Source organism: Nocardia sp. NPDC056541 (genome assembly GCF_042794235.1).
Taxonomy (GTDB): domain Bacteria; phylum Actinomycetota; class Actinomycetes; order Mycobacteriales; family Mycobacteriaceae; genus Nocardia.
In genome coordinates this window covers 427,314-446,544 of record NZ_JBHTUD010000004.1, presented here as the reverse complement: position 1 = coordinate 446,544, position 19,231 = coordinate 427,314, and the positions used below count along the sequence as shown (strand labels likewise).

22 protein-coding genes and 1 pseudogene are annotated in these 19,231 nt (G+C 68.5%); 7 read left to right on the top strand and 16 right to left on the bottom strand.

The genetic code is table 11. The features are described 5' to 3' along the window. The 9 genes and pseudogenes from ACFQ9R_RS09930 to ACFQ9R_RS09890 all read right to left on the bottom strand — a co-directional run. Window positions 1-137: FAD/NAD(P)-binding protein (locus ACFQ9R_RS09930; RefSeq protein WP_378990024.1), on the bottom strand; the 137-nt coding region annotated here is incomplete at its 3' end. Continuing rightward, a complete protein-coding gene (gene fdxA, locus ACFQ9R_RS09925; protein WP_378990002.1) occupies window positions 134-469 on the bottom strand; it encodes a ferredoxin in 336 nt (111 codons plus the stop codon). The genes fdxA and ACFQ9R_RS09930, both read right to left, overlap by 4 nt. Next, window positions 466-1,221, bottom strand: a complete 756-nt coding sequence (locus ACFQ9R_RS09920) for an ABC transporter ATP-binding protein (RefSeq protein WP_378990000.1) — start codon at window positions 1,219-1,221, stop codon at window positions 466-468. Before ACFQ9R_RS09920 ends, fdxA begins: the two co-directional genes overlap by 4 nt. Then, window positions 1,218-2,081, bottom strand: coding sequence for an ABC transporter permease (locus ACFQ9R_RS09915; protein ID WP_378989998.1), 864 nt, complete (start codon window positions 2,079-2,081; stop codon window positions 1,218-1,220). Before ACFQ9R_RS09915 ends, ACFQ9R_RS09920 begins: the two co-directional genes overlap by 4 nt. A gap of 29 nt (window positions 2,082-2,110) precedes the next feature. Beyond that, window positions 2,111-3,523: an ABC transporter substrate-binding protein gene (locus ACFQ9R_RS09910; protein WP_378989997.1), complete on the bottom strand. Its 1,413-nt coding sequence runs from the start codon at window positions 3,521-3,523 to the stop codon at window positions 2,111-2,113. An 11-nt stretch (window positions 3,524-3,534) separates the two neighbouring features. Continuing rightward, a complete protein-coding gene (locus tag ACFQ9R_RS09905; RefSeq protein ID WP_378989996.1) occupies window positions 3,535-3,762 on the bottom strand; it encodes a ferredoxin family protein in 228 nt (75 codons plus the stop codon). After that, window positions 3,762-6,486 (bottom strand): annotated as a pseudogene (locus ACFQ9R_RS09900) (fumarate reductase/succinate dehydrogenase flavoprotein subunit). The gene ACFQ9R_RS09905 and the pseudogene ACFQ9R_RS09900 overlap by 1 nt, the downstream one beginning before the upstream one ends. 5 nt (window positions 6,487-6,491) lie before the next feature. Then, window positions 6,492-7,301 (bottom strand): GntR family transcriptional regulator, encoded by an 810-nt coding sequence (locus ACFQ9R_RS09895; RefSeq protein WP_378989994.1) that lies wholly within the window; start codon window positions 7,299-7,301, stop codon window positions 6,492-6,494. A 160-nt stretch (window positions 7,302-7,461) separates the two neighbouring features. Then, window positions 7,462-8,055: a TetR/AcrR family transcriptional regulator gene (locus tag ACFQ9R_RS09890; protein ID WP_378989993.1), complete on the bottom strand. Its 594-nt coding sequence runs from the start codon at window positions 8,053-8,055 to the stop codon at window positions 7,462-7,464. A gap of 56 nt (window positions 8,056-8,111) precedes the next feature. On the opposite strand from ACFQ9R_RS09890, the gene ACFQ9R_RS09885 reads away from it, so the two are divergent. Then, a complete protein-coding gene (locus tag ACFQ9R_RS09885) occupies window positions 8,112-9,257 on the top strand; it encodes a glycosyltransferase (RefSeq protein ID WP_378989992.1) in 1,146 nt (381 codons plus the stop codon). A 3-nt stretch (window positions 9,258-9,260) separates the two neighbouring features. Here the strand turns inward: ACFQ9R_RS09885 and ACFQ9R_RS09880 are convergent, their stop codons facing one another. Then, window positions 9,261-10,181 carry a LysR substrate-binding domain-containing protein gene (locus ACFQ9R_RS09880; protein WP_378989991.1) on the bottom strand — a complete coding sequence of 307 codons (921 nt, stop codon included), beginning with the start codon at window positions 10,179-10,181 and terminating at the stop codon, window positions 9,261-9,263. Between the two features lie 36 nt (window positions 10,182-10,217). After that, complete coding sequence (locus tag ACFQ9R_RS09875; RefSeq protein WP_378990023.1) at window positions 10,218-10,778, bottom strand: YdcF family protein; 561 nt, start codon at window positions 10,776-10,778, stop codon at window positions 10,218-10,220. A gap of 152 nt (window positions 10,779-10,930) precedes the next feature. On the opposite strand from ACFQ9R_RS09875, the gene ACFQ9R_RS09870 reads away from it, so the two are divergent. Next, the gene (locus tag ACFQ9R_RS09870; protein WP_378989990.1) at window positions 10,931-11,938 is read left to right on the top strand and encodes a YeiH family protein; all 1,008 of its coding nucleotides are present in this window, start codon (window positions 10,931-10,933) and stop codon (window positions 11,936-11,938) included. A 100-nt stretch (window positions 11,939-12,038) separates the two neighbouring features. After that, window positions 12,039-12,299, top strand: coding sequence for a hypothetical protein (locus ACFQ9R_RS09865; protein ID WP_378989989.1), 261 nt, complete (start codon window positions 12,039-12,041; stop codon window positions 12,297-12,299). Window positions 12,300-12,346: 47 nt separating this feature from the next. Here ACFQ9R_RS09865 and ACFQ9R_RS09860 read toward each other — a convergent pair whose 3' ends face one another. Next, on the bottom strand, window positions 12,347-14,092 hold the full coding sequence (locus ACFQ9R_RS09860; RefSeq protein ID WP_378989987.1) for a 2-isopropylmalate synthase: 1,746 nt from the start codon (window positions 14,090-14,092) through the stop codon (window positions 12,347-12,349). Window positions 14,093-14,273: 181 nt separating this feature from the next. Between ACFQ9R_RS09860 and ACFQ9R_RS09855 the strand changes: the two genes are divergently transcribed. Both ACFQ9R_RS09855 and ACFQ9R_RS09850 read left to right on the top strand, forming a co-directional pair. Further along, window positions 14,274-14,945 carry a FadR/GntR family transcriptional regulator gene (locus ACFQ9R_RS09855; RefSeq protein ID WP_378989986.1) on the top strand — a complete coding sequence of 224 codons (672 nt, stop codon included), beginning with the start codon at window positions 14,274-14,276 and terminating at the stop codon, window positions 14,943-14,945. Beyond that, the gene (locus tag ACFQ9R_RS09850; RefSeq protein ID WP_378989985.1) at window positions 14,942-15,724 is read left to right on the top strand and encodes an ABC transporter ATP-binding protein; all 783 of its coding nucleotides are present in this window, start codon (window positions 14,942-14,944) and stop codon (window positions 15,722-15,724) included. The genes ACFQ9R_RS09855 and ACFQ9R_RS09850 overlap by 4 nt, the downstream gene beginning before the upstream one ends. Here ACFQ9R_RS09850 and ACFQ9R_RS09845 read toward each other — a convergent pair. The 4 genes from ACFQ9R_RS09845 to ACFQ9R_RS09830 are packed head-to-tail and all read right to left on the bottom strand — an operon-like array spanning window position 15,691 to window position 17,923. Beyond that, window positions 15,691-16,641, bottom strand: a complete 951-nt coding sequence (locus tag ACFQ9R_RS09845; protein ID WP_378989984.1) for an ADP-ribosylglycohydrolase family protein — start codon at window positions 16,639-16,641, stop codon at window positions 15,691-15,693. The genes ACFQ9R_RS09850 and ACFQ9R_RS09845 overlap by 34 nt on opposite strands. Before the next feature lie 41 nt (window positions 16,642-16,682). Further along, entirely contained in the window at window positions 16,683-16,892 is a 210-nt protein-coding gene (locus ACFQ9R_RS09840) for a hypothetical protein (RefSeq protein WP_266289138.1), read from the bottom strand. A gap of 19 nt (window positions 16,893-16,911) precedes the next feature. After that, the gene (locus ACFQ9R_RS09835; RefSeq protein ID WP_378989982.1) at window positions 16,912-17,442 is read right to left on the bottom strand and encodes a MepB family protein; all 531 of its coding nucleotides are present in this window, start codon (window positions 17,440-17,442) and stop codon (window positions 16,912-16,914) included. Further along, on the bottom strand, window positions 17,429-17,923 hold the full coding sequence (locus ACFQ9R_RS09830; protein ID WP_378989981.1) for a hypothetical protein: 495 nt from the start codon (window positions 17,921-17,923) through the stop codon (window positions 17,429-17,431). The genes ACFQ9R_RS09835 and ACFQ9R_RS09830 overlap by 14 nt, the downstream gene beginning before the upstream one ends. Window positions 17,924-18,035: 112 nt before the next feature. Between ACFQ9R_RS09830 and ACFQ9R_RS09825 the strand changes: the two genes are divergently transcribed. After that, the gene (locus ACFQ9R_RS09825) at window positions 18,036-18,662 is read left to right on the top strand and encodes a maleylpyruvate isomerase family mycothiol-dependent enzyme (protein WP_378989980.1); all 627 of its coding nucleotides are present in this window, start codon (window positions 18,036-18,038) and stop codon (window positions 18,660-18,662) included. Window positions 18,663-18,706: 44 nt separating this feature from the next. Further along, entirely contained in the window at window positions 18,707-19,231 is a 525-nt protein-coding gene (locus ACFQ9R_RS09820) for a DinB family protein (RefSeq protein ID WP_378989977.1), read from the top strand.

The following is a 19,231-nucleotide window of genomic DNA, read 5'->3' as shown; positions in this document are numbered from 1 at the left end:
CGGATCAGGCCGAAGGGCGCGGGCATACGCTCGTAGAGGTCGATGCTCACGTCGGCATCGGACTTCATCAACGCGTCGGCGGCGTAGATACCGGCGGGCCCGGCGCCGATGATCGCCACCCGCAGTGGAGTTCTCATTTCTCGTAGCCCGCGACGAACGGCGTGTCCACGCCGAGCTCGCCCACCGCGCCCGCGCCGCCCGGCGAGCCGAGCGCGGTGTCGCGGCCGGGCAGCGCCGTGTCGAAGAAGGCCGCGTTCGTGGCGACGAAACCTTCCTGGCCGGCCGGAATGTCATCGTCGAGGTAGATCGCCTCGACGGGGCAGACCGGTTCGCACGCACCGCAATCCACGCACTCGGTCGGGTGGATGTAGGCCATCCGGTCGCCGGTGTAGATGCAGTCGACGGGGCATTCCTCCACGCACGCGCGATCCATGACGTCCACGCAAGCGGCTCCGATGACGAAGGTCATGGCTGTAGTTCCTTGTCGTTGGGCTCGCCGAGGGCGGCGAGGATTTCGTAACGCAGCCGCGCGAATTCGGGTTCGAATCGGGCGCCGGGTGCGCGTGGTGCGGCGATCTCGATGACGCGCTGGATGCGGGCGGGGCGCGGGGTGAGCAGGACGATCCGATCGGCCAGCAACAGCGCCTCGTCGACGTCGTGGGTCACGAACAACACCGTGGTCCGGCGCTGCTGCCACACCGAGATGAGCAGGCGCTGCATATCGGCGCGGGTCTGGGCGTCGAGAGCGCCGAACGGTTCGTCCATCAGCAGCACGCGTGGCTGCGCGGCCAATGTCCGCGCCAGCTGCACACGCTGACGCATACCGCCCGACAGCGCACCGGGCAGATGGTCACCGAAGTCGGTGAGCCCCACCAGGTTCAGCAGTTCCTGGGCTTCGACGCGCCGGTTGCGCCGTGACACTCCGCGCAGTTTCAGCGCGAATTCGACATTGCGCCGGGCGGTGCGCCACGGCAGCAGCGCGTCCTCCTGGAACACCATCGAACAGTGCTGGGCGCTGGGCCCACCGTCGACGGTGACGCTGCCGCCGATCGGCGGCAGCAACCCGGCCATCGCCCGCAGCACCGTGGATTTGCCGCAACCCGACGGACCGAGCAGAACCACGATCTGGCCGGCATCGACGTCGAGATCTACTTCGGCGGCGAGACTTTCGCCGTAGGCGATGCGCAATCCGTGCAGCCGCACCGCGGCACCGGCGCTCATCGCTGCGCCCTGGGCAGCCACCGGTTCACCCGGCGCCCCGCCAGTTCGACCAGCCAGGCGGTGAACCAGCCGAGCAACCCGATGGTGAGCATCCCGACGATCACCCCCGGATAGTCCAGGAGCCCGTAGGACTGCCAGGTGAAGTACCCGATGCCGAACTGACCCGAGATCATCTCCGCGCTGATCACACAGATCCAGGCCACGCCCATCGCCACCGACAGGCCCGAGAAGATGCCGGGTAGCGCACCGGGCAGGGCGATCTGGAACAGAATGTCGCGTCGACGCGCGCCGAGGGTGTGGGCCGCTTCCTCCCACACCTTGGGCAGCGCGTGCATGGCGTGGATGGTGCTCACCGCGACCGGGAAGAACGCGGCGAAGAAGGTGATGAACACGATGCCCTGTTCCCCGGTCGGGAACAGCAGGATGGCCAGGGGCACCAGTGCGATCGCGGGGATCGGCCGGAACACCTCGAGTACCGGCCGCACGAGTGCGCTGACCACGGCCGAGCGACCGACCGCCATGCCGATCAGCACGCCCGACACCGTGGCGAGGCCGAAGCCGATCAGGATGCGGCGGGTGCTGGAGAAGATGTCGCGGTAGTAGGTGGCCGCACCGAGCTGCGTACGAAAGGAGTCGAATACTTGTGCGGGCGTGGGGATCTTGTCGAAACGCAGCCAGAACACGACCTGATTGGTGGTGAGCAGGTACCAGGCCAGGAGCAACGCGGCCAGTGGCACGGCGGTCAGTACGGCCCTGCGTGCTTTGCGGGGCACGATGAATCGGGTGGGTGAACTCGGTGGTGCGGTGATGATGTCGGGCTTCGCGACGGGCGCGGTGCGGGGTTCGGCGGAAACGGTCATGGTGAGCCTCCTGGTCTCACGTGACGGATCTAGCGGGCCTTCAGTGCTGCTTGGTAGTCGATCACCGTGACGCCCGGATGGGCGGCGGCGTACTGCTGTGCGGCGGCACCGGTCGCGAAGGGCAGCAACCGATCGTCGGGGCTCGCGGTGGGTTCGCTGACCCAGGTCGCGGTCGCGGCGAAGAGCCGGGTGCCGGTGCTGCGGTCGGGCACGTAGGCGGCGCGGACAGTGCTGCCGGTGGCCGCGATCTGTCGCAGCAGACAGGTCGGGGTCTTGGCGACCGCGGTGGTCGTGGCGTCGGCGAACCACACCTCCGAAGCGGTGGGAAGGCCGTCCACCGCTCCCCCGCACGCGGCATCGGTGCCGGTCAGTGGTGCGGGAGCCGCCACCGACGCGCGGGCGGCGTCGTAGCCGGGACCGTAGACGGTGCGCAGGTAACGGTCGTCGACGAACTCGCCGAGGTTCAGATCCGACAGCGCGCCGAGGCTTTTCAAGAACGGCAACAGAGTGCCCAGAGCGTCCACCTGTTGGGGCTTGATCGTCGGATCGAAGCTCACCAGGCCGTTCGGGCCGTTGTAGAGATACACGACCTCGGCGGGCAGCCCGGTGATCTCGGCGACGCGCTGTGCGGCCGCCAATGGGTTCTGATTGAGGTAGTCGGTGGTCTTGCGCACCGCGGTGAGGAACGCGGTGACGATATCGGGGTTACCGGTGCCGAAGCGTTCGCTCGCGACCACGGCGTGGAAGGTCGGGATGCCGGCGCTGCCACCGTCATAGAGCAGCTTGGCTTGACCGTCGTAGACGAGTTTCTGTGGCCACGGCACGAATTGGGCCAGCGCGGCCACCTGATCCCCCTGCAGCGCCGAGGCGCCGACGGCCGGGTCCTGACCGAGCAGCTTCACATCGTCGAGAGTCATCCCGGCGGCCGAGAGCCCGGTGGCGAGCATGCCGTGCGCGGCCGACCCCACGCTGGTCGACACGATCTCACCACGCAGGTCGGTGATCGTGGCCGCCTTCGAATCCGTCGGTACCACGATCTGATTCAGCGAACCGCGCAGGTTGTAGCCGGTGACGGCAATCAGTTCGGACTTCACGTCGGCGTGGTCGCGAGTCTTGGAGCCGTTGACCAGGATCGGCGCGTCTCCCATCGACCCGATGTCGACCTGGCCCGCCAGCATCTGCGCGGTCAGCGGTGGGCCCGCGGCGAAGTCCTTCCACTCCACCTTGTAGGTGAGCCCTGTCGTCTTGCTGAGTTCGGCGAGTTCGGCCTCGAAAGTGCCGCGATCACGCAGCAGCGTGCCCGCGGTGACGGTGTTGATCGTCTTGGACTGGTAACCGATGTTCACGGTGACGGTCTTGGCGTCGTCGGCGCTCCCGCAGCCGGTGGCCAGGGCGGCCACCGCGGCGATGCCGAGCAGCAGCGCGGGGATTCGGGTGCTCATGGTCGGCTCTCTCAACGCAACAGGAACGGGATGTTCACGGTGACGGCGCCGACCGGGCACCGCGCGGCACACGGCCCGCAGTACCAGCATTCGTCGACGTGCATGTAGGCCTTGCCCGAATCCGGGTGGATGGCAAGGGAATCGAGTGGGCACATGTCCACGCAGAGGGTGCAGCCGTCGATACATTTCGCTTCGTCGACCGAGACGGGGACATCGAGACGGGCATTGGCCTGGGCCATCAGAGTTCCTTTCCAGAGTTGGCGATGCCGATGCGGGCGAAGGCGCGGACGTCGGCGTCCGGGTCGTCGAGCGCGGCCTGCAGCGCCGTGGTGATGTCGCGTCGTTCGGCGATCCGCTCGGCCAGTGCGCGCACCGCCGCCTTGCGGACGTCGAGGTTGGGATCGGAGACCGCCGACAGCAGCGGTGCCGCGGCGAGTTCGGGGTCGGCGGCGGCCAGGGCGATGGCCGCCGCCTGCCGGACCTGCCAGGCCGGGTCGGTCATCGATGCGGCGGCCGCCGCGGCAGCGTGTTCGTCGCAGCCGGTCCCGGCCAGACTCGACAGCGCGGCGGCGCGGACAAGCGGTCGGGAGTCGGCGGCGAGGACGAGCAGGGTCACCGCGCCGCGTGGATCACCGATCGCCGCGACACCTTTCGCCACTGCGATGCGCACGTCCTCGTCTTCGTCAGCGGCGCCGAGGCTCAGTTCGTCGAGAGCGTCGACAGAGGTGAGCCCGCCCACGACGGTGCGGCGAACCGCCGCATTCGGATCGGCGAGCCACCCCGCCAGCTCCGCCGCGTCGGTCCTGCGGTGCCGCCACAGCGCCTCGATCGCGGCCGAGCGCACCGCCGGCTCCGCTGCGGTGACGCAATGGCGCAGCGCCGCATCGAATTCCGGACCGGGCACGATGACCTCGAGGAGTTCGGTGAGCAAGCCGATGGCGGCGTGACGCACGTCGACATCGACATCGGCGAGTGCGGTGGCGAAGATCGGGGCGGCCTCGGCCCAGGCGTCGGTGGTCTCGCTGAGCACCGACAGCGCCGTGCGGCGCACCTCCGGGTCGGGGTCGGTGATGAACGGCGTGAGTTCGTCGAGCTCGGGGCACTCGTCGGCCAGTTCGAGCAGGGCCAGCAGGCGGGCGCTCATCGGACATCCCTCACGTCGAGGTCGCCGACATCGCGCGGGCCGGGCACGGGTGTACTCATCGCGCACCCCACGCGCCGACGAGTTCGGGTGCGGAGACGTCGGCGACGCCGTCGGGACGGACGAAGCCCGGCACCGGCACGATGTAGGGGGCGACCGGCCTGGTGCGGAACTCCATCGCACCGGTGGCACCGCGATACAGGTTCAGATGACAGAACCATTCGGCATCGTTGCGCCCGGGCCAGTCGGCACGCTGATGGTAGAGCCCCCAACGGCTTTCGGTGCGCCGCAGTGAAGCCCGGGCCGCCATTTCGGCGCAGTCGCGAATGAAGGTCACCTCGGCGCAGCGCATCAGTTCGTGCGGCGTCCGGCCGCCCATCGCGGCGATGTCGGTGTTCATCCGTTCGAAGGCCTCGACGCCGAGCGTCAGATACGACTGCGCTTTGGGCGGCTGGAGGTAGTCGTTGACGAAGCGCCGCAGTTTGTACTCGACCTGGGTTTGGGGTGGGCCGTCGGGGTTGCGCAGCGGGCGGTAGATCAGCTCGTGGGCGGCCTCGATCTGATCGGTGGGCAGCTCTGGATGTGCCGCACCACGGGCGAATTCGCTCGCGTGCTCACCGGCGATGTCGCCGTAGACGAAGGCGCCGATCATGTAGTTGTGCGGAACCAGCGCCATATCGCCCGCCGCGTAGAGGCCGGGCACGGTGGTGGCGGCGTGTTCGTCGACCCAGACTCCCGAGGCGGAATGTCCACTGCACAAACCGATCTCGGAGATGTGCATCTCGATGTCGCTGGTGCGGTAGTCGGTGCCGCGGCCTTCGTGGAAGGTGCCGCGGGTGGGACGTTCGGTGGTGTGCAGGATGCCTTCGATCTCGCGGATCGTGGCATCGGGCAGGTGGCTCAGTTTCAGGTAGATCGGGCCGCGGGCACTGTCGAGTTCGCGTTTGACCTCGGCCATCATCTGACCGGACCAGTAGTCGCAGTCGACGAAGCGATTGCCTTCGGAGTTGACCTGGTAGCCACCGAACGGATTGGCCACATACGCGCAAGCAGGACCGTTGTAATCCTTGATCAGCGGGTTGATCTGGAAGCACTCGATGCCGGAGAGTTCGGCACCGGCGTGATAGGCCATGGCGTAACCGTCGCCGGCGTTGGTCGGGTTCTCGTAGGTGCCGTAGAGGTAGCCCGACGCGGGCAAGCCGAGCCGGCCACACGCTCCCGCTGCCAGGATCACCGCGCCTGCCGAGATGGTGACGAATTCGCCGGTGCGCGTGTCGAATCCGACCGCGCCGACCGCGCGTCCGTCGACGGTGAGCACCCGCACCGGCATCACCCGGTTGCTGATGGTCACCTTGGATCGGACGTCGCGGGCGCGCAGGGTGCGGTAGAGCACCTTCTTCACGTCGCGTCCCTCGGGCATCGGCAGGACATAGGAGCCGGAGCGGTGCACTTTGCGGACCGCGTATTCGCCGTGCTCGTCCTTCTCGAATTTGACGCCGTAGCCCTCGAGGCGCTGGACCATCTCGAAACCCCGGGTGGCGGTTTCGTAGACGGTGCGCTGGTTGACGATGCCGTCGTTGGCGACGGTGATGTCGGCGACGTAGTCCTCCGGGCTCGCCTTGCCCGGGACCACGGCGTTGTTGACGCCGTCCATGCCCATGGCGAGTGCGCCGGAGTGCCGGACGTGGGCCTTCTCGAGCAGCAGCACGCTGGCGCCGTGGCGGGCGGCGGTGAGCGCGGCCATGGTGCCCGCCGTGCCGCCACCGACGATCAGGACGTCGCAGACCAGTTCTCGCCGGTCGGTCAGCGGTGGAATCTGCATGGGGATCAACCCCTTTCGTGGTTGTCGCGGGTGCGCCGCGGGGTCACCGGGATGCGGTCGAGCCGCCCGGACAGGGAGAACCGGTCGCCGCGATAGCGGATGTATTCGAGATCGACGGGCCGACCGGAGTCGGTGTAGGTGAGCCGTTCCAGGAACAGCAGCGGAGATCCCGCACGGACCTGCAACAGTCCGGCGACGGTGGGATCGGCGGCGACCGCCTCGATCGCGACCGCGGCTGAGCCCAGCGGCAGGCCGAGTTCGGCTTCGAGCAGGCCGAACACGTCGCACCCGGTGAGGTCTTTGTCCAGGAGCGGGATGCCGACATCGGCGGTGAGGTAGCTGGCGTCGAGCGAGAGCGGCGCCCCGTCGAGGTAGCGCACCCGTTCCAGGGCGACGACCGGGTCGCCGGGCTGGAGCTCGAGCCGTTCGGCGACCAGTGGTGTGGCGGGCACGACCTCGGCGAGCAGGACCTGGTTCACCACCCGGTCGCTGCTGGTCTCGAAGGTTTCGGCGAGGCCGCGCAGGCGGTCGAGGCCCTGTACCGCCTTGTCGGCGACGACGAAAGTACCCGCACCGGGGACCCGGTCGATCAGGCCTTCGTCGCGGAGCAGGGTGAGCGCGTCGCGCACGATATTGCGGCTGGTGGCGAAGTCGGCGGCGAGCTGGGCTTCGGCGGGCAGTGCGCGGGTGCCGTAGACGCCGCTGCGGATACGTGCGCGCAGGATGTCGCGGATGCGCCGGGCCGGTGCGCTGCGTCTGCCCGAACCCGGATCGGGGGGCCGTGGCCTCGCCGAGGAGGTGGGAGTGGCTGTCATGCGGCAAATGCTGCGAACGCCGCGTTACGACGGACGTTTCGGGCAATTACCGGGTGGTTACGCCAGTTCCTGGCCGTTGGCGAGGGCCGTGACCTGCGATGATTCCGACGCCACTACGAATCCCACCACCACCGCACTGGCCGGACCGCCCCCTGTGCGGTCACTGCGCTCCGAGATGGAGGTGGATCGTGTCGCGTACCCAGCACCGGTACCGGTCGAGCGACCAGCCTCGTTCGTTGACGAGATTGCCGTAGGTTCCGGTGTTGACGAGGCCCCACAGCATGTCGGCCACCGCATCGACATCGACCTGCTGCGGCAGTGCGCCCGCTCGCTCGAGTCGCCGCCCGAGATCGAGCAACTCGCCGTAGCGATCCGCCTCGCGTACCCGCAATGTCTCCTCGACCTCCGGGTACTGGCGCCGAGCCACCACCAGCGCCTCGTGAATCCGCCACACTCTGGACGCGACCTCGACATCGGCGGTGATTGTCGCGTCGAGCGCCTCCCACGCGGTCATCGTGTCCGTGACCGGATGCCGTTCGAGAACCGGAACGACATCGGTGGCGTAGATGTGCAGATGCAGGGCCGTCAACAGCTCGACCTTCGAGGGGAAATGCAGGTAGATCGCCTGGCGTGAGACTCCCGCCTCTTTCGCGACTGCTCCGAGGCCGGCGCCGTGATAGCCGTGTTCCTCGAACATCGCGCGCGCCGACTCGAGGATCTGAGTCCGGGTTTGGGGTCGTCCGCCACTTGACACGCTGTCAACCTTACCGTACTTTACAAGCTGTCAAGCAATCCCCGAGGAGGAACGCCATGGCTCGCTACCTGATCACCACCTGGGACGGTGCGGGAAACCTGGTCCCGACGCTCGGCATCGCCCGCGAGCTGGTCGATAGCGGCCACGATGTCCGAATACTCGGACACGAGACGATCGCTCAACGATGCGCCGATGTCGGCGCCCGCTTCGTCACCTTGACCCAGAGCGAGGGCTGGGACGCGATGGACACCCCGGACGACTTCGAAGCCGAAGTGAAACTCATGATCGACCAGCTGTGCTTCAGTTCCGCGATCGCGCGGGACCTCGCCCGGGAGCTGGACCGCGAGCCCGCCGATGTGGTGATCGTCGATTGTCTGCTGTTCACCGCAATCGACGTCGCGCTGGCCTCGGGCACTCCGACCGCGACGCTGTTCCACACGGCGTACAGCATCTTTCGGGGCGGACCACTGGTCGAGATGTTCACGCCGGGTATCGCGATCGCGAACGCGGCACGCGCGGAGCTCGGCCTGCCCGCGATCGAGAGTCTCGCCGAGATCCACGACGCGTGCGCGCAGGCGCTCGTCGCGGTGCCCGAGGAGTTCGAGCCCGACGTTGCCGACGCAGCCAATGTGGTACGCATCGGACCGGTGCTCGACGCGCCCGCGTTGTCGCGCGAGATCGACGAGGTCGATGTCGGGGACGGTGCGAAGCCACTGGTTCTGGTCGCGCTGAGCACGAGCGAGCAAGGTCAGGCCGATCTGTTGCAGCGCTGTGTCGATGCGGTCGCGCGGATGCCGGTGCGCGCCATTGTCACGACCGGGGCGGCGATCGACCCGGCGACCGTGCGCGCGGGGGTCGATACCCAGGTCGTGCGGTACGCGCCACACGCCGACATCCTTCCTTCGGCATCACTGGTGATCACCCACGCCGGGCTCGGAACGACCATGGCCGCGCTCGGTCGTGGCGTGCCGCTGCTGTGCACCCCGATGGGCCGCGATCAGTTCTTCAACGCAGAGCAGGTCCGAACCCTCGGCGCGGGCCTGATGCTGATGCCCGACGCGAGCAGCGAGGTGATCGCACAGACCGCCGCTCAGATCCTCGGCGAGAGCAGCTTCGCCTCGTCCGCCGAACAGTTGGCCGTCGGCATCAGCGCATACGGCGGCGCGGCGAAAGCCGTTGCCGTGCTCGAGGCGCTCGGGTGACGCTCAACCGCGCGCGTTCTCGAGCAGCGCGGCCCGCTCCACGAGCAGTTCGCCCGGCCCGGCCGGTGGGGTGTTGCGGCGCCAGATGGCCCGGAATTTGCGGGTCAGCCGGGCGGCCTCGGCCGAGGGGACTTCCACCAGGGTGCCGGTGACGAGGTCGGGTGCGGCGATCAATCGACTCAGGACCGCGGGTGCCATGCCGGTTCGGGCGGCGGCCACGATCGCGGCGGTAGACCCGAGTTCGGCCGCCGGGCCCATGGGTGGGGCCGCGGTGGCGAGCAGGTCCCACACGGTGTCGCGGGTACCCGAACCCGGTTCGCGCCACAGCAGGGCGGTGCCTGCCAGCTCGGTCAGCGTGACCGGGGTCTTCCGTTGCGCCCATGGATGATTCGGCGCCACGACTACGACGAGGTCGTCGGCGCCCAGCACGCGGCTGCCGAGTCCGGCCGGTGGATGCGGGCCTTCCACGAAGCCCAGATCGGCGGTGCCGTCCCGCACGAGGCCCGCGACCTGGGTCGAGTTCTCGACCTCGAGGGAGATCACGACCTCGGGGTGATCGGCGCGCAGTGCGGCCAGCCAGTGCGGAATGCGGTGGTCGGCAATGGTTTTGGAGGCGGCGATGCGCAGGCGTGGCGCCTGCGCGGCGCGCAGGCGGGCGACGTCGTCGACGAGGTCTGTGACGGCGGCCAGGACGGTGCGCGCGTGGGCGACGACGGCGCGACCCGCGTCGGTGAGTTCGGAGCCGGTCGGCGCGCGGTCGAGCAGCTTCACGTGCAGGCGGCGTTCCAGTGCGCTGATCCGCATACTCGCGGCCGGCTGACTGACCCCGTGCCTGCGGGCGGCGGCGCCCAGACTGCCCAGTTCCGCCACCGACACCAGGAGATCGAGGACCTCCAGGTCGGGGGTTCCGGGTGGCAGGGTCATGGCCCGATTATGGGTGACGGGTGGCGCGACGCCACATCAGGCACCGTAGCCGTCGTGATCGGGACCGAATCGGCCTCGCAGCTTCTTCGCCACACCGTAGAGGGCGAACACCGGTTTCAGTGGCATCCATTCGCCGAACCGATATTCCCGGCCAGGGACCAGGCGAACGGCCAGTTCCGGGCTCTGTTCAGCGAGATAGGCGCGGGCAGTCTCAGCATGCGTCGGCAGCGAGACGATCTTGATCCGGTCGACGTCCTTCAGATACGGGATCGCGAAGGCGATGTTCTCCCAGGTGGACCGGCTCGACTCCTCCAAAACGAGTTCGCCCTCGTAACCGCGGGTTTCCACGGCGTAGCGGCCCATCATCGCCGCCTCGGTCTCCGGTCCCGCGCAGGCACCTCCACACAGCACGAGGCGAGTCTCGGACGCGTGCGGATCGATTGATCGTAGACCGGCGCGCACTCGCCAGCGGTTCATGCCGTTGGCACGCGAACCGGTGTTGCGATATCCGAGGACCACGACGGCCTCCGACCCTGAGCGTGGGGCTCCGACGCCCCGACGGGAGGCCCGTCGATTCGCCCATTCGCCCCACAGCATCACTCCGACACCGGTGGCGATCGTCAGCCGGGTTCGTTTCCGCACGTCTCCAGCAAACCACACACCCCGTCAGCAGGGCCATAAGCCGAAATTATGACCACCTGCGAATTCGCTCTCTACCTCGGGCTCCTGCGTACCGCGAAGGTGAAGGAGTGAACCGCGCACCCGCTCTCGCTCCCGGCCTGATCCTCGCCGCGCTCCTGGCCACTGTGGCCACGCCGTTCGGCAAGGCGCTGCCGATGATCGGCACGCCGGTGCTCGCGCTCGGCGCGGGCGCCGTCGCCGGGATGGTGCTGCGTCGCAAGGACGTGACGGGCGAGACGTTCGGCCCTGGGCTCGACGTTGCCCGCCAGCGCTTGCTCGGGCTGGCGATCGTGCTGCTGGGGCTCGGCCTGCCGCTCGGGTCGGTGATGAGTGTGGGGCGCGAGACGGCGGTGGTGCTGATCGGGACGCTGCTCGTCGGCGGTGTGGCGGCGTTCTTCGTGGGACGGATGCTCGCGGTGGACAAGGAGTCGGCGACCCTCATCGCCGTGGGCACCACGATCTGTGGCGCGTCCGCGATCGCCGCCGCCACCGCGGTCCTGCGGCCCGACAAACAACGGGTCGCCTACGCCCTGTGCACCATCTTCATCTTCAATGTCACGGCCGTGCTGGTGTATCCGCCGCTGGGCCGCGCTCTCGGCCTGTCGCAGGAGGCGTTCGGACTCTGGGCGGGCACCGCGATCAACGACACGTCGTCCGTCCTGGCCGCCGGCGTCATCTTCGGCGCGGGCGCCGCCCAGTTCGCCGTGATCGTGAAGATGGTTCGCAGCCTCGCCATCATCCCGCTCTGCGTCGGCCTGCACGTCGGCCGCCGCCACATCGCCGAGGACACCGATCTCCCCCAGGCCTCCCTGCGCCGGGCGGTCCCTCTGTTTGTGATCTTGTTCCTGGCCGCCTCCGTCATCGCGGGCCTCGGCATCGTTCCCAGCGAACTCACCGCACCGCTCGCCACTGTCAGCGGTTGGCTGATCGCCGCCGTCCTCGCCGCCATCGGCACCTCGCTGAGCATCGCCCGCCTGCGCACCGCGGGCATCCGCCCCCTGATCCTCGGTGGCACCCTCGGCCTGATCCTCGGCACCACCAGCCTCGGCCTCATGTACGTGACCGGCTGGTGCTGACAACAACGGCCCCACCGACGTGCGCGCGGGGCCTGATCGGGCCCGCGTCGCGGAGCTAGGATTGCTGGACATCGCAGGTCGGCGCGGACAGGAGGATGTCATGAACAGCGTGTACCGGATCATCGCCACCGCGGGTGCCGCCGCGGCAGTGACGCTGGTCGCCGCGGGCGTCGCGGCGGCCGAGGACACCGAGCCACCGTCGTCGCCGTTGGTCGAGTACATCGAGTCGTGGCCACCCGCCCCCGAATGGTGCAACGCGAGGTGGGACCCGATCGAGAACGCCATCGAGGACTCGATCCCACCCCGGTACGAGCCGGAGTTCGACGCGTTCGACGACTGGTGCGAGGGCGACGCGGACTGACTCGCCCGGTGCGGTGGGGCGGCCGACAGGGCGACCGCCCCATCGATCTATCCCACCGCGTTGACGGCGTTCATCACCGCTGCCAGCGAGGCCGCGACGACCGAGGTGTCGCGACCGAATGCCCATCCGGTGCGGTCCGCCGCTCGGTACTCGACGTAGCTCACGGCGGTGCCTGCGGCGCCCTCGCCCACCGAATGCTGGGTCAGGCCGAGGATCTCGATGCGATAGCCTGCCTCGTCGAGTGCGGCGGTCAGTGCCTCGACCGGGCCCACCTCACGGTGCACCGAATGCCGTTCACTGCCGTGCGCGTCGAGGACGATCCCGGTGGCGCCGTCGGCGATCTGCCACCCCACCAGCGTGATTCGCTGATCGGAGACGGTGTAGGTCTGCTCGAACAGCGTGAACAGATCCTTGGCGGTGATCTCCGCGCCGGTGTCGTCGGTGTGTTCCTGCACCCGCTTCGCGAGGTCGATCTGCAGACGACGTGGCAGGTCCAGACCGTATTCGGCGTGCAGCAGGTAGGCGATACCGCCCTTGCCCGACTGGGAGTTGACCCGGATCACGGCGTCGTAGGAGCGGCCGAGGTCGGCGGGGTCGATCGGCAGATACGGTACGCGCCACTGTGATTCGCGCTCGGCGATGCCCTGGGCCGCTGCCCGCTCGCGATGTTCGGCCATGCCCTTACCGATCGCGTCCTGATGGGTGCCGGAGAAGGCGGTGTGGACGAGATCGCCCACGTACGGATGCCTCTCGTGCACGGGCAGGCGGGTGCAGTGTTCGACGGTGCGGCGGATCTCGTCGATGTCGGAGAAGTCGATCATCGGGTCGACACCCTGGGCGTGCAGATTCAGGGCCAGCGTGGCGATGTCGACGTTGCCGGTACGTTCACCGTTGCCGAAGACACAGCCTTCTACGCGTTGCGCGCCCGCGAGCACGGCCATTTCGGCGCAGGCGATACCGGTCCCCCGGTCGTTGTGCGGGTGCACCGACAGGATCACGCCGTCGCGGCGAGCCAGGTTGCGGTGCATGTATTCGATCTGGTCGGCGTAGATGTTCGGGGTCGCGACCTCCACTGTCGCAGGCAGATTCAGCGTCACCGGACGCTGCGCGCTCGCCTGCCACAGGTCGGTGACCGCGTCGCAGATCTCGAGGGCGAAATCCGGTTCGGTCAGGTTGAACACCTCCGGCGAGAACTGGAAGCGCACGTGGGGCAGCTCGCCCGCCAGCTCCAGCACGTCGCGGGCACCGGCGACGATCAACTCGCGCAGTTGCGCACGATCCTTGCCGAGGACCACCTCCCGCCAGACCGGCGCGGTGGCGGTGTACAGGTGGATCACCACCTCGTTGGCGATACCGCGCACCGACTCGACGGTTCGTTCGATCAGGTCTCGCCGCGCCGGGGTGAACACGACCACGGTGACGTCCGGCGGGGCGATCGCGGCGTCGGCCAGCAGGCGCACGAAATCGAAGTCGGTCTGTGAGGCGGACGGGTAGCCGACCTCGATCTCCTTGTAGCCCATGGCGATCAGGAGCTCGAAGAACCGGCGTTTGCACGCCGGGTCCATCGGTTCGGCCAGCGCCTGATTGCCGTCACGCAGGTCGACGGGCACCCACAGAGGGGCGGTGGTCAGCCGCGCGTTCGGCCAGTCGCGGTGTCCGACAGCAACATCCACGCGCCGATGGACATCGCGATATCGAGACGAGGGCATTGCCGAGTGACGCTGGCGATTCCACGCGGGCGCACCGTCGGCGACAGCGCCCGAGGGGGTGGTCAGGGTGGGGAATTCGGTCATGACTTGCTCTGCTTCCCGGCCCACTTCGGGCCACGAGACGACGGCGACCGGCCATGACGGAGCCCCACGGCGGGGCGGCCGGTCGGTCAGGCCCCGCCGTGGCGGCCGAGAAGAAGCGCGGTGTAGGTCATGATGGGTACACTTCTACCACAACTCCTCAGACAAGTAGAGAGGTTTGCCGGTGGTATCGCAGGTACGACGTCAGCCGCTGGCCGCACAAGCGGCTGAACTACTGCTCGCGCGGATCCGCGCGGGCGAATGGCCACTGGGTCATCGACTACCGGGTGAGACGCTGCTCGCCGCCCAGCTGGGGGTCGGCCGCTCGACGCTGCGCGAGGCGATCAGAGAGCTCGCGGGCAAAGGCGTGCTCGACAGCAGGCAGGGCTCCGGGGTCTTCGTCACCGCGCTCGACGTGTCCGAGGACTGGGACGTCGTGCTGCGCGGCGCCACCATCGCCGCGGTGATCGAGGCGCGCATCGCGATCGAGGCCGAGGCCGCCGCCCTCGCGGCACAACGGCGCACGCCTGCCGATCTGCGGGCCATCCGGCGTGCGCTGGCCGGTCGTCGTGCCGAGGGCCAGACCGTCGCCGCGCACGTCGATGCCGATATGGCCTTCCATCGCGCGGTGATCGTGGCCGCGCACAACGATGTGCTCACCCAGCTGTTCGACAGCTTCCTGCCGCGGCTGCGCCTGGCCATGATCGACATGCTCGAGTTGCGCCCGGTCCGCTCCGAGGAGGCCGACCACTGCGCGCACGAACAACTCGCCCAGGCGATCGCCGACCGAACTCCCACTGCCGCAGCGGAATTCAGCCGCACCCACCTGTCCACCCTGAAGGAGGCCTTCACATGACCGGCGCCCCCGTGATCGAGCTCGACGACGTGACCTTCCGGCGCGACGGCAAGAAGATCATCAACGGCATCTCACTGACCGTCCGGGCCGGTGAGCACTGGGCCCTGCTGGGCCCCAACGGCGCGGGCAAGAGCACGCTGCTCGGCTTCTGTGGCGCGGTCACCTTCCCCACCACCGGCGCGGTGCGGGTGCTCGGCGAACAGTTCGGCCGGGTGGAGCTGGCCCGGCTGCGACGCTCGATCGGCCACGTCAACCCGCGCCATCCGCTGCGCTATGCCCTCACCGTGCGCGAGGTCGTCCTCACCGGTATCACCGGCACCATCGATACCCCGATGCGCTGGTCACCGACCTCCGGGGAGCTCGCCCGTGCCGACGCGATCATCGACACCCTCGGCCTGTCCGGCAAGGCCGACGACAGCTGGCCCACCCTGTCCCAGGGCGAACGCGGCCGCACCCTCATCGCCCGCGCCCTGATCAGCGACCCCGATGTCCTGCTCCTGGACGAACCGTCCACCGGCCTCGATCTGGCCGCGCGCGAGCAACTCCTCACCACCATCGACACCCTCGATCGCACCCACCCCGAGGTCGCCTCGATCCTGGTCACCCATCACCTCGAGGAACTCCCCAGCACCACCACCCACGCCCTCCTCATCGCGAACGGCCACACCGTCGCCGCGGGCCTCGCCACCGACGTCATCACCACCGACCACGTCTCCACCGCCTTCGCCCACCCGATCGAAGTCCGCTACGACGGCCGCTGGAGCGCCCGCGCCCGCTGAACACCGGATGCCCACTCGGGCAACGCTTCGCGCGCCGCGAGCCACTCCTGCGGGATCCCGCGGGTCGTGCCACGGTCCCCGGCACCGGTGTGGGCAGCCACGATCCCGCCGACGATCGCGGCGGTGGTGTCGACGTCGCCGCCGGCTTCCACACAAGCGGTGACGGCGCGCGGATAGTCCACGAGGTAGGTGGCGGCGGCCCACAAGGCGAAGGGCACCGTGTCCTGAGCGCTGACCCGGGCGCCGTTGCCGAGTTCGTAGGCCGCTTCGGCTACGGTTCGGCCGAGCAGCTCTCGAGCTCGACGGATTCCGTGCGCGGTGCGCCCGTCGACCAGATATGGTTCGACGGCCCGCAGCAATTCATCTGGCGCGCAGCCCTTTCCCCGTGTTCGCGCAGCGTGCGCGGCGGCAACCGCCACTGCCATCGCTCCCACGATCGCTTCCGGGTGCCGATGGGTGATCTCGGCGGACAGCGCCGCCTGCACCGCGGCCAGATCGGGATTTCCGGCGAAATGCGCGCCGAGCGGCGCGACTCGCATCGCGGCCCCGTTTCCCCACGATCCACTCCCACCGAAGACAGCACCCGCCGCCTCGCCCCATGGACGCCCGTCTCGAATCTCGTGCAGCACAACAACTGTGCCCGGCCCGTAGCCACGATACGGTTCGCACCGCTGCGCGAACGCGCCCGCGAGGACATCACGATCCACGTGGCCACGCTCACGGATTTCCGCATACACCGAACACGCCATTTCGGTGTCGTCGGTCCATGGCCATGGCGCCGACGGCGGTCGACCCGCGAGAAGATCAGGAACAGAACGACCGGGAACGAAGAACTGCGCACCCAGCGCATCACCAACAGATAAGCCTTGAAGGCTGTCGAAAGCGGGATCGGAATTCGGCATGCTGGGCGTAATCATTGCCCACCCTGGGCTAACGACGCAACACGACCTCCGGTCGGTCAGACCAGCTCGACCTCGTCGAATCCGACGGTCAGCTTGTGTCGGCGCTCGCGCAGGACATTCCCCTCACGGTGGACGGTTCCCTCCCCGAACTCGATTCTCAGCTCCGCGCGCCGCGCGTCGACCTCCCGGACAACCCCGCAGATGCCGCTGAACGGACCTGCCGGGAAATACACGACATCGCCCGGCCCGTAGTCGGTGAACCCCACGGCGCCACTGTAATTCACGTCAGCGGGCATCGCCTTTGTGTGATGGGACAAAGGGGGGAAGGATCGGTTCGTAGAGGTTGCGAGCGCGCCGCCGGTCGGCGTTGTCGAGATCGAGAAAGTAGGCGGACTGCCACTGCTGTGACTGCTGCGCTTGCTTGTTCCGGGTCGCGGACCACGGCGGGTACAGGCGGAACCCGCGTTTGCCGCCACGACCGGCTACGGAAACGATGCCGTGTTCGACGAGGGCGTTCCGCGGGAAGACGAACTGTCCGACCCGCGATTCCTCGCGAACGGTGATCACCAGGAGGTCGACACCGTCCTCCACGGCGAACGGCTCGGTCGAGCCGTCCTCGGCGCGCTGCCACACGGATACGAACAGACCCGGCTTCGCCGGAGTCCGCTTGCCCACCCGAAATCTCACCGAGCCACGACCGACCTCGGCCACGGATGCTCCGTATTCCGCGTTCTGTGTCTCGGGAACCGTGGCCGACATGTCCAGTCCCAGCTGGGCGATGAGGGTTCGGGCCGCGAGAAGTTCAGGGTGCGTCATCCGAGCCTTCGAAGTCGGGATCGAAGTTGTCGAGGAGTTCGTCGGCCCGGGAGAGGGCTTGGTCCAGTTCGTCGGTGACGGTGTCGAGCACAGACATGCCGTCGAGCATCCCGGACAGTTCGGAGTGCAGGGCGTGGAGTTCGGCGATGGCGGGGTCGACGGTGGTCCAGGCGACGGTGTCGGACCACCAGGTGTCGCGTTGGATCCAGGACCAGACGATGTCGCGGACCAGCAGGGCATCGGTGGTGAACAGCTGACGGTGTTCGGCGCCGGTGGTGTGCTCGAGTTCGTAGGTGCCGTCGTCGAGGTAGCGCGCCTGGATGGAGTCGGCCGGGGTGCGTGTGAGGAGGAGGAAGGGGTGCTCGGGGGCCGGATCGGTGGCGGCGGCGCCGGGTCGGGCGGGGTCGACGGGGTGTGGCTGCGCCGAGCCGTCACCGACGTGGACTACGACTTCGGGCTGGTCGTCGCGCTGGGCACCCATCGGGCCAGTGTGCCGGATCGGCGAACATCGCGAACAGCCGGACCGATGAATCGGTGACGCGTACAGCGTCTACATCGACAGCAGGTTTTCTGTCGACAGAGAGGCTCCACCAGTGCACGAAAACGAAGTCAGGGCCGAGACCGCACGGCAGCGAGCGGAGACGGCGGAGTTCTTGGCGGGCTTGGACGAGGCCGCCTGGGACGCGCCGACACTGTGCGCCGGCTGGCGGGTGCGCGAGGTCGCCGCACACCTGAGCATGCCGTACCGGACCTCGCTACCGCGTTTCGTCCTCGGCATGATCACCGCGCGCGGCAACTTCGATCGCTTGGCCGACCGCGCGGCCCGCGAGGACGCCGCCCGGTTGAGCACCGCCGAGTTGGTCGCCGCCATCGGCGACAACACCGGGCACCCGTGGAAGCCACCGGGCGGCGGCTTCGCGGGCGCGCTGAGCCACGATGTGATCCACGGCCTCGACATCACCGTCGCGCTCGGCCACGCCGATCCGGTTCCCCTCGACCGCATGCGCATGGTGCTGGCAGCGCTGAACCCACGCACGGCCGAGTATTTCGGTGTCGACCTCGCGGGAATCGCTTTGCGCGCAAACGATCTCGACTTCAGCTACGGCGAAGGCGAGGTGCTGTCCGGACGTGCGCAGGATCTGCTGCTCGTGCTCTGCGGGCGAAAACTTCCCCCGGGCCGACTCGATGGCGAGTCGGCGGCCCGATTCACCGGCCACTGACAATCGAGCTGCGCCACAGCACGACGGCGGGTAGCCTCGCACCGATGACGTGGACAGCTCCCGAGCTAGAGCCGACCAGAACTCTGGTCGGCGCGGACGAGCGGCCGATGTTGCAGTCCTGGTTGGACTTTCATCGCCAGACCCTGCTCGGCAAATGTGGTGGACTCGACGGTGAACAGCTCGCCGCACGCTCGGTGGAGCCGTCCTCGCTCTCGCTGCTCGGCCTCGTCCGGCATCTCACCGAGGTGGAGCGAGGCTGGTTCCGGACCTCCGCCGCGGGCGAGGAGGTCGAACCGGTCTACAGCTGCGAGGCCGAGCCCGACGCCGATTTCGACGACCTCGCCTCGCTACCCGCCGAGGCGGTGTTCGCGGCGTTTCACGCCGAGGTCGCCGCCTGTGACGCCGCCGTCGCCGAACTCTCCCTCGATCACGTGTTCCACGTGCCGTGGCGCAGCGACGAGTACACGTTGCGCTGGGTGTATCTGCACATGATCGAGGAATACGCCCGCCACAACGGCCACGCCGACCTGCTGCGCGAGCGGATCGACGGCGTCACCGGCAGCTTCTGA

Bases quoted from the DNA above. Each gene is read 5' to 3' on its own strand.
- ACFQ9R_RS09820 (WP_378989977.1), top strand. From the start codon at position 18,707: ATGACGTGGACAGCTCCCGAGCTAGAGCCGACCAGAACTCTGGTCGGC.
- ACFQ9R_RS09910 (WP_378989997.1), bottom strand. From the start codon at position 3,523: ATGAGCACCCGAATCCCCGCGCTGCTGCTCGGCATCGCCGCGGTGGCC.
- ACFQ9R_RS09865 (WP_378989989.1), top strand. From the start codon at position 12,039: ATGAACAGCGTGTACCGGATCATCGCCACCGCGGGTGCCGCCGCGGCA.
- ACFQ9R_RS09885 (WP_378989992.1), top strand. From the start codon at position 8,112: ATGGCTCGCTACCTGATCACCACCTGGGACGGTGCGGGAAACCTGGTC.
- ACFQ9R_RS09830 (WP_378989981.1), bottom strand. From the start codon at position 17,923: ATGGGTGCCCAGCGCGACGACCAGCCCGAAGTCGTAGTCCACGTCGGT.
- ACFQ9R_RS09835 (WP_378989982.1), bottom strand. From the start codon at position 17,442: ATGACGCACCCTGAACTTCTCGCGGCCCGAACCCTCATCGCCCAGCTG.
- ACFQ9R_RS09880 (WP_378989991.1), bottom strand. From the start codon at position 10,181: ATGACCCTGCCACCCGGAACCCCCGACCTGGAGGTCCTCGATCTCCTG.
- fdxA (WP_378990002.1), bottom strand. From the start codon at position 469: ATGACCTTCGTCATCGGAGCCGCTTGCGTGGACGTCATGGATCGCGCG.
- ACFQ9R_RS09860 (WP_378989987.1), bottom strand. From the start codon at position 14,092: ATGACCGAATTCCCCACCCTGACCACCCCCTCGGGCGCTGTCGCCGAC.
- ACFQ9R_RS09875 (WP_378990023.1), bottom strand. From the start codon at position 10,778: ATGCTGTGGGGCGAATGGGCGAATCGACGGGCCTCCCGTCGGGGCGTC.
- ACFQ9R_RS09845 (WP_378989984.1), bottom strand. From the start codon at position 16,641: ATGATTACGCCCAGCATGCCGAATTCCGATCCCGCTTTCGACAGCCTT.
- ACFQ9R_RS09905 (WP_378989996.1), bottom strand. From the start codon at position 3,762: ATGGCCCAGGCCAATGCCCGTCTCGATGTCCCCGTCTCGGTCGACGAA.
- ACFQ9R_RS09915 (WP_378989998.1), bottom strand. From the start codon at position 2,081: ATGACCGTTTCCGCCGAACCCCGCACCGCGCCCGTCGCGAAGCCCGAC.
- ACFQ9R_RS09850 (WP_378989985.1), top strand. From the start codon at position 14,942: ATGACCGGCGCCCCCGTGATCGAGCTCGACGACGTGACCTTCCGGCGC.
- ACFQ9R_RS09895 (WP_378989994.1), bottom strand. From the start codon at position 7,301: ATGACAGCCACTCCCACCTCCTCGGCGAGGCCACGGCCCCCCGATCCG.
- ACFQ9R_RS09920 (WP_378990000.1), bottom strand. From the start codon at position 1,221: ATGAGCGCCGGTGCCGCGGTGCGGCTGCACGGATTGCGCATCGCCTAC.